The 7045-nt window shown below is 75.0% G+C and carries 8 protein-coding genes; 3 read left to right on the top strand and 5 right to left on the bottom strand.

The window, feature by feature from the left end; translation table 11 throughout:
- Positions 1-55: 55 nt before the first annotated feature.
- Both ACZ60B_RS27510 and ACZ60B_RS27505 read right to left on the bottom strand, forming a co-directional pair.
- Positions 56-532 (bottom strand): nitroreductase family deazaflavin-dependent oxidoreductase, encoded by a 477-nt coding sequence (locus tag ACZ60B_RS27510; RefSeq protein ID WP_469391443.1) that lies wholly within the window; start codon positions 530-532, stop codon positions 56-58.
- Positions 529-1737 carry an acyl-CoA dehydrogenase family protein gene (locus ACZ60B_RS27505; RefSeq protein ID WP_469391449.1) on the bottom strand — a complete coding sequence of 403 codons (1209 nt, stop codon included), beginning with the start codon at positions 1735-1737 and terminating at the stop codon, positions 529-531. Before ACZ60B_RS27505 ends, ACZ60B_RS27510 begins: the two co-directional genes overlap by 4 nt.
- 115 nt (positions 1738-1852) lie before the next feature.
- On the opposite strand from ACZ60B_RS27505, the gene ACZ60B_RS27500 reads away from it, so the two are divergent.
- Together ACZ60B_RS27500 and ACZ60B_RS27495 are read left to right on the top strand one after the other, a co-directional pair.
- Positions 1853-3028: a thiolase C-terminal domain-containing protein gene (locus tag ACZ60B_RS27500; RefSeq protein WP_469391441.1), complete on the top strand. Its 1176-nt coding sequence runs from the start codon at positions 1853-1855 to the stop codon at positions 3026-3028.
- A gap of 49 nt (positions 3029-3077) precedes the next feature.
- Positions 3078-3767, top strand: coding sequence for a pyridoxine/pyridoxamine 5'-phosphate oxidase (locus tag ACZ60B_RS27495; protein ID WP_469391439.1), 690 nt, complete (start codon positions 3078-3080; stop codon positions 3765-3767).
- 16 nt (positions 3768-3783) lie between these two features.
- Here ACZ60B_RS27495 and ACZ60B_RS27490 read toward each other — a convergent pair whose 3' ends face one another.
- The 3 genes from ACZ60B_RS27490 to ACZ60B_RS27480 form a co-directional block, all read right to left on the bottom strand.
- The gene (locus tag ACZ60B_RS27490) at positions 3784-4386 is read right to left on the bottom strand and encodes a GNAT family N-acetyltransferase (RefSeq protein ID WP_469391436.1); all 603 of its coding nucleotides are present in this window, start codon (positions 4384-4386) and stop codon (positions 3784-3786) included.
- A gap of 70 nt (positions 4387-4456) precedes the next feature.
- Positions 4457-4873 (bottom strand): Zn-ribbon domain-containing OB-fold protein, encoded by a 417-nt coding sequence (locus ACZ60B_RS27485; protein ID WP_469391434.1) that lies wholly within the window; start codon positions 4871-4873, stop codon positions 4457-4459.
- A complete protein-coding gene (locus ACZ60B_RS27480) occupies positions 4870-5322 on the bottom strand; it encodes a DoxX family protein (RefSeq protein ID WP_469391432.1) in 453 nt (150 codons plus the stop codon). Before ACZ60B_RS27480 ends, ACZ60B_RS27485 begins: the two co-directional genes overlap by 4 nt.
- A gap of 389 nt (positions 5323-5711) precedes the next feature.
- Between ACZ60B_RS27480 and ACZ60B_RS27475 the strand changes: the two genes are divergently transcribed.
- Positions 5712-6968 (top strand): flavin-containing monooxygenase, encoded by a 1257-nt coding sequence (locus ACZ60B_RS27475; RefSeq protein ID WP_469391430.1) that lies wholly within the window; start codon positions 5712-5714, stop codon positions 6966-6968.
- Positions 6969-7045: the final 77 nt, after the last annotated feature.

The raw sequence follows: 7045 nt of genomic DNA, 5'->3' as shown, positions 1-7045 counted from the left end.
CCGTCAGCTTTCGGGTGTGGGGGGGCCCCCCGGGGGTGGGCCGCCGCCTGCCGCGCTATCTGCGCACGATCCTGAAGAGCCGTATCTCCCGCTCCACCCGCGCCTGGTACGCCGCGTACGGCGGCCAGAGCGCCAGCGCGTCCGCCCAGGCCGCGGCCCGCTCCTCCCCCGCCAGCAGCCGCGCCGTGACCGGGATGTCCTCGCCCCCGATACTGACGGACGCCTCCGGGTGCGCGAGCAGGTTGTGGGTCCAGGCGGGGTGGTCGCTGCGGCCGAAGTTGGAGCCGACCAGGAGCCAGCCGCGGCCGTCCTCCTGCGGCACGCACGCCAGCGGGGTGTGCCGGGGCAGCCCGCTGCGCGCCCCGGTCGAGGTCAGCACCAGACCCGGCAGCATCTGCGCGCTGAGCAGCACCCTTCCGCGGCTCAGCCGGTGCACCGCGCGGTCCAGGGCGGGGATGACGTGCGGGGCGACCTTCGCGAAGCCCCGGGTGGCGGACACCCGCCGCACCAGACGCACACCGACGGCGGTCACACCGTCACCTCCCGGCGTTCGAAGAGCCGTGCCGTGCCGGCCGCGTGCGCGCGGAGCCGGTGCACCGGACCGAACAGCAGCTCGTCGCCCGTGGCCCGCTTGAAGTACAGATGGGCCTCGTGTTCCCAGGTGAAGCCGATGCCGCCGTGCAGCTGCACGCCCTCGGCGGCGGCCGTGCGCAGCGCCTGGAGGGCCTGCGCGAGGGCGAGACCGCCGACCCGCTCGCCCCGCGCGGTCGCCCACGCGGCGTAGTACGCGGCCGAGCGCGCCGCCTGCACCTGGACGTACACGTCGGCCAGGCGGTGCTTGACCGCCTGGAAGGAGCCGATCGCCCGCCCGAACTGCTCCCGGCGCCCGACGTGCTCCACGGTGCGCTCCAGCACCCGGTCGGCGGCCCCCACGGCCTCGCAGGCCAGGGCGGCCGCGGCGGCGTCACCGACGGCGGCGAGCACCGGCAGGACCCCGCCCCGCTCCCCCGGTTCCTGACGCTCCTGCTCCTCCCCCAGCAACTCTGCTTCGACCTCCCGCAGTTGGAGGCGTCCCTGCGGCCTGGTGGCGTCCAGCGCGGTCTGCCGCGCCCGCACCAGCCCGGCCGCGTCGCCGGACACGAGGAACAGCAGCGTGCGCGAGCGGGCGAACCCGCCGGTGTGCGCGGCGACGACGAGGAGCCCGGCGCCGTGCCCGTCGAGGACCTGGTCGACCTCCCCGTACAGCCGCCACCGGCCGTCGGCGCGCCGGGCCTGTACCCCGCCGGCCCGGCCGCCGCCCGCCCAGTCGCCGCCGTTCGGGCCGGTCAGGGCGAGCGCGGTGGCGAGCGCGGCGCCCGGCACGGCGAGGGCGGCGGTCAGCTCACCGGCGGCGATCCGGGGCAGCAGCCCGGCGCGCTGGTCCTCGGTGCCGAGGGCGAGCAGGAGGGGGGCGGCGAGGACGGCGGTGGCCAGCAGCGGGGTGGGGGCCAGGAAGCGCCCCGCCTCCTCGCAGGCGAGCGCGAGATCGGTGACCGGGCAGCCGGCCCCGCCGTACCGCTCCGGCAGGGCGAGACCGGGCAGGCCGAGCCGGGCGGCGAGGGCGTCCCAGAGGCCGGGGTCGTGACCGGCGGGGGCGTCGGCCGCGGCCCGCACCTCCCCCGGCCCGCAGCGCTTGCGCAGCAGCTCACGGAGGGTGCGGCGGATGTCGTCCTGCTCTGCGCTGAAGCCGGCGTCCACAAGGACCACCCACCCTCTCCCGATCTGACGGCTCGTCATGTTAAGGCGGACGCCCGTGGATGCACAGGCCCTCGACGCCTGCCGCCCCGCTCGGATCTGATATACCGTCAGATCCATGTCGCTGCCAGGTACCCGAAGGGCCGCCGTCGTCGGCGCGGCGCTCTCCCGCTGCGGCCGCGTGGACGACGCGACCGCGTACACCCTGCACGCCCAGGCGGCCCGCCGCGCCCTCGCCGACGCCGGACTGGACCGCTCGCTCGTCGACGGCTTCGCCTCGGCGGGCACCGGCGTCCTCGCGCCCGTGGAGGTCGCCGAATACCTGGGGCTGCGCCCCACCTGGGTCGACTCCACCGCCGTGGGCGGCTCCACCTGGGAGGTCATGGCGGCCCACGCGGCGGACGCGATCGCCGCGGGCCACGCCGAGGCCGTCCTGCTCGTCTACGGCTCCACCGCCCGCGCGGACGTCAAAGCCGGCCGCCGCACCGGCGACCTCTCCTTCGGCGCCCGCGGCCCGCTCCAGTTCGAGACGCCCTACGGCCACACCCTGATCGCCAAGTACGCCATGGCCGCCCGCCGCCACATGCTCGAACACGGCACGACCATCGAGCAGTTGGCGCAGGTCGCGGTCCAGGCGCGGGCGAACGCCGCGCTGAACCCGGAGGCCATGTTCCGCGACCCGATCACGGTCGACGACGTCCTGTCCGGCCCGATGATCGCCGATCCGTTCACCAAGCTGCACTGCTGTCCGCGCTCCGACGGCGGGGCGGCGGTGCTGCTCGCCGCCGAGGAGTACGTACGGGACTGCCGTACGGAACCGGTGTGGATCCTGGGCACCGGCGAGCACGTCTCCCACGCCGCCATGTCGCAGTGGCCCGACTTCACGGTGTCCCCGGCCGCGGTGAGCGGACGGCTCGCCTTCGAGCGGGCGGGGGTCGGACCCGACGAGATGGACTTCGCGGAGATCTACGACGCCTTCACCTACATGACGCTGGTGACCCTGGAGGACCTCGGCTTCTGCGCGAAGGGCGAGGGCGGGGCGTTCGTGGAGAAGGGCCGGCTGAAGGTGGCGGGCGGCGAACTGCCCGTGAACACGGACGGGGGCGGCCTCTCCGCCCAGCATCCCGGGATGCGGGGACTGTTCCTGCTGGTGGAGGCGGTGCGGCAGCTACGGGGCGAGGCCGGGGCCCGGCAGGTACGGCGGCCGGACGGCGAGCTGCCCCGGCTGGCGGTCGCCTCCGGCACGGGCGGCTGGTTCTGCTCCTCGGGGACGGTGGTGCTGGGGCGGGACTGAGCCGGCCGGCCGCGGTGGTGGTGGCGGGCGGCTGCGTGATACTCGGGGCATGGCAACGGATCTTCACGAGCTGCTCAGGTCGCTGCGGGTGTGGGACCCGGCGGTGACCGGGCTGCCGCCCTTCGACCCGGACGCCGCGCCCGGCGACCCGCTCACGCTGTTCACGGACTGGTTCGCCGAGGTGGTGGCGGCCGGACAGACCGAGCCGCACACCATGTCGCTGGCGACCTCGGACGAGGAGGGCCTGCCGGACGTGCGCACCGTGATGCTGCACGGCGCCGACGCGGAGGGCTGGGCCTTCGCGACGCACACGAGCAGCCGCAAGGGCCGTCAGCTCGCCGCCCGGCCGTACGCCGCCCTGGGCTTCTACTGGCCCGCCCAGGGCCGCCAGGTGCGGGTACGCGGACCGGTCGCCGTCGCCCCGCCCGGGGAGGCGCGGGCCGACCTGCACGCCCGTTCCACCGGGGCGCTGGCCGCGGCGCTGACCGGACGGCAGAGCGAGGTCCTCGGCTCGGCGGAGGAGCTGCGGCGGGCCTCCGAGGACGCCTGGGAGCTGGCCCGGCGGGCGCCGGACACGGTGGTCGGGAGCTGGACGCTCTACCGGCTCCGGGCGACGGAGGTGGAGTTCTTCCAGGGCGACGAGCGACGCCGGCATGTGCGACTGAGGTACCGGCGGGAAGGCGCCGACGCGGGCACGGGAGCGGGCGCCGGCTGGGTCAAGGAGCTGCTGTGGCCCTGAGGCCGCCGCGCGCCGGTCAGGGCAGTCGCGGTTCCGGGTCCGTCGCCAGCCGGGCGTGCAGATGGCTGTCGCGGAACGCGTCGTGGCGGCCCGCCTCGAACATGGCGCCGCGCAGGGTGCCCTCGTAGCGGAAGCCGCAGCGCTCGGCGACCCGGCAGGAGGCGTCGTGGTCGAGGGCGTGGTCGAGTTCCAGCCGGTGCAGGCCGAGGTCGCCGTGGGCCCAGCGGGCGGCGACGGCCAGCGCCCGGGTGGCGACGCCCCGGCCGCGGGCCTCGGGCAGGACCCAGTAACCGACGCGGCCGGAACGGAAGACGACGTCGATCGCGTTGACGCCGATGTGCCCCAGCGTCGTACCGTCCGCCGCGTCCGTGACCCGGAACGACGCGCCGGTGCCGTCCGCCGCGCCGTCCTGCTTGGCCCGCAGCGAGGCGCGGGCGCTGTCGAGGTCCGCGACGGGCCTGAGCGGGGTGTTCCAGCGCCGGAACTCCCGGTCGGACAGCCCGCGCAGCCAGGCCTCCACGTCGGCGTCGTGGTCCGCGCGCCAGTGGCTCAGCCGCAGCCCGTGACCGTGCAGCTCGGGGAAGGGGGAGCCGGGGGATCTGTCGCTCGTGTGGGCCATCGGGCCATTGAAGCCGGTGAACCGGGGTTCGGCAGCCTCTTTGCTCCCCCGTCGGCACCAGGCCCGTAGATCACGGCCTGCGCGGCCGCGGCCGTCCCGGCCGGAACACCGGCACCCCGTCGCGGAAGGCGACCTCCAGTTCCGCCCCCGCCCGCAGTCCGTCCGGCCCGCACTCCACCACCTCGGTCATCATCCGCGGCCCCTCGGCGAGGTCGACGACGGCGGCCACGTACGGGGTGCGCTGCCCGAAGGGCGGCAGGTCGTTGCGGTGGACGACGGACCAGGTGTAGAGCGTGGCCCGGCCGCTCGCCTCCTGCCAGGTGACGTCCTCGCTCCAGCAGTGCGGGCAGAACTCGCGGGGATAGTGGTGGGCCCGCCCGCACGCCCCGCAGCGGCGGATCAGCAGGCGCCCGTCCGCCGCCGCGTCCCAGTAGACGCGGGTGAAGCCGTCCGGTTCGGGAAGGTCGTACCGCGGGCCGCCGCTCACCGGAACCAGCCGAGCGCGTCGTCCAGCGACCAGGTCTGCCACGACATCCCGAACAGGGCCACCACCGAGATGAGCCCCATCATCGAGTTCTGCCCCTGCTCGGCCCAGTCGTGGATCATCAGGACGAAGTAGAGGGCGTTGAGCACCAGCCCGCCGACCAGGGCGACCGGGGTCAGAAAGCCCGCGATCAGGCCCAGCCCGAGGGCGAGTTCCGCGTACACGACGACGTACGCCATCGTGCGCGGCCTGGCCGCGACCACGGTCTCGAAGCCGGAACGAACCGCGCTCCACCGGTGCCTCGCCGCGACGTCCGCCGCCCACGCGATGCCGGTGCCGTGCTCGAACCAGTCCTTGCGGTCCTTGTGCCGCCAGCTCTCCAGCCACCACAGGCCGAGCCCGACCCGCAGCACCGCCAGCCATTCCGCCCCGCCGAGCCAGATCGTGTCCATGTCCCGGACCCACTCTCCCGCCGACCCGCCCATCACATCTGACGGTACGTCAGTTCAGCGGACGGACGGCACTTCCGCAAGACGCCCGACGGCTCGCGGGATCCCGCGAGCCCCACCCGCGCGGAAGCTGTGCGTCCGCGCTGAATCGGACTATATTGTTGACGATTTTGTCGGCGTCCGACTACGTTCACGAGAACGCGGCGTCCGATCTTCCCGTCTGTCTGATCGGGCGCCGCCCACCTCGCGCCCCCAACGCCCCACCGCGCATGCACAATCGGGCGGCCTACGTCACACGTCCCACCCATCCGTCCTCCAGGCGTGATCAATCCGCAACCAATTCCGGTCTTGACCGAGACCCATCAATCCTGTGCGTGATTACGCTCGCGCTCATGCCCGACGACTCCACCCCGCCCGCGCCCGCCACGGCCGTCTCCGCCGATCGACCCGCGCCCGCTCCCTCCGCCCCCTCCGCCGCGGCCGTTCCCGCGGACCGGCCCGTGTACGTCATCGGCGCCGGCCCCGGCGGGCTCGCCGTCGCGTACGCGCTGCGCGCCCGGGGCGTCCGCGCCGTCGTCCTGGAGAAGTCCGACCAGGTCGGCGCGTCCTGGCGGCGCCATTACGACCGGCTCCACCTGCACACCACCCGGCGTCTGTCCGCCCTGCCGGGGCTGCCCATCCCGCGCCGCTTCGGCCGCTGGGTGTCCCGCGACAACGTGGTGCGCTACCTGGAGAAGTACGCCGAGCACCACGAGCTGGAGATCGTCACCGGAGTCGAGGTCTCCCGCGTCGAGCGCTCGCCCGACGGCACCGCCTGGCTGCTGCACGCCACCGGCGGCCGTGAGCTGACCGGCGCCGCGGTGGTCGTGGCCACCGGCTTCAACCACACGCCCCACATCCCCGACTGGCCGGGCCGCGCGTCCTACACCGGCGAGCTGCTGCACGCCGGCGCGTACCGCAACGCCGAGCCCTACGCGGGCCGGGACGTGCTCGTCGTCGGCATCGGCAACACCGGCGCCGAGATCGCCGTGGACCTGGTGGAGGGCGGCGCGAAGCGGGTGCGGCTGTCCGTCCGCACCGCCCCGCACATCCTGCGCCGTTCGACGGCCGGCTGGGCCGCCCAGTACACCGGCGTCCTGGTCCGGCGGCTGCCGGTCGGGCTCGTGGACCGGCTGGCCGGACCGGTCGGGAAGCTCAGCGTGCCGGACCTCTCGGCCCACGGCCTGCCCCGCCCGGACACCGGCCTCTACAGCCGTGTCACCGCGGGGTCGATCCCGGTCCAGGACGTCGGCCTCATCGACGCCGTGCGCAAGGGCAAGGTCGAGATCGTGGCCGCCGTGGACGGCCTGGAGGACGACGAGGTCGTCCTCGCCGACGGCAGCCGCGTCTCGCCGGACGCCGTCGTCGCCGCCACCGGCTACCTGCGCGCCCTGGAGGACCTGGTCGGCCACCTCGACGTGCTCGACGCCCGGGGCCGCCCGGTGGTGCACGGCGCCCGCACCCCGCGCAACGCTCCCGGCCTGTACTTCACCGGTTTCACCAACCCGATCAGCGGCATGTTCCGCGAGCTGGCCATCGACGCGGAGAAGATAGCGAAGGCCGTCGCGGCCGGCGCGGGAGCGGGGCAGGTGTCCCGCCTCCCCAACTGACCCGGTACCGACGCGCGCCCCCGCCCGCCGTCCGGCCCCGGACCCACGGCGGGCGGTCGCCCGCCCGTTCTCTCCGT

It is taken from the genome of Streptomyces sp. NPDC104096 (assembly GCF_055584385.1).
Note: the sequence above shows the minus strand (reverse complement) of the source record. Positions and strands in the feature narration are given on the sequence as shown.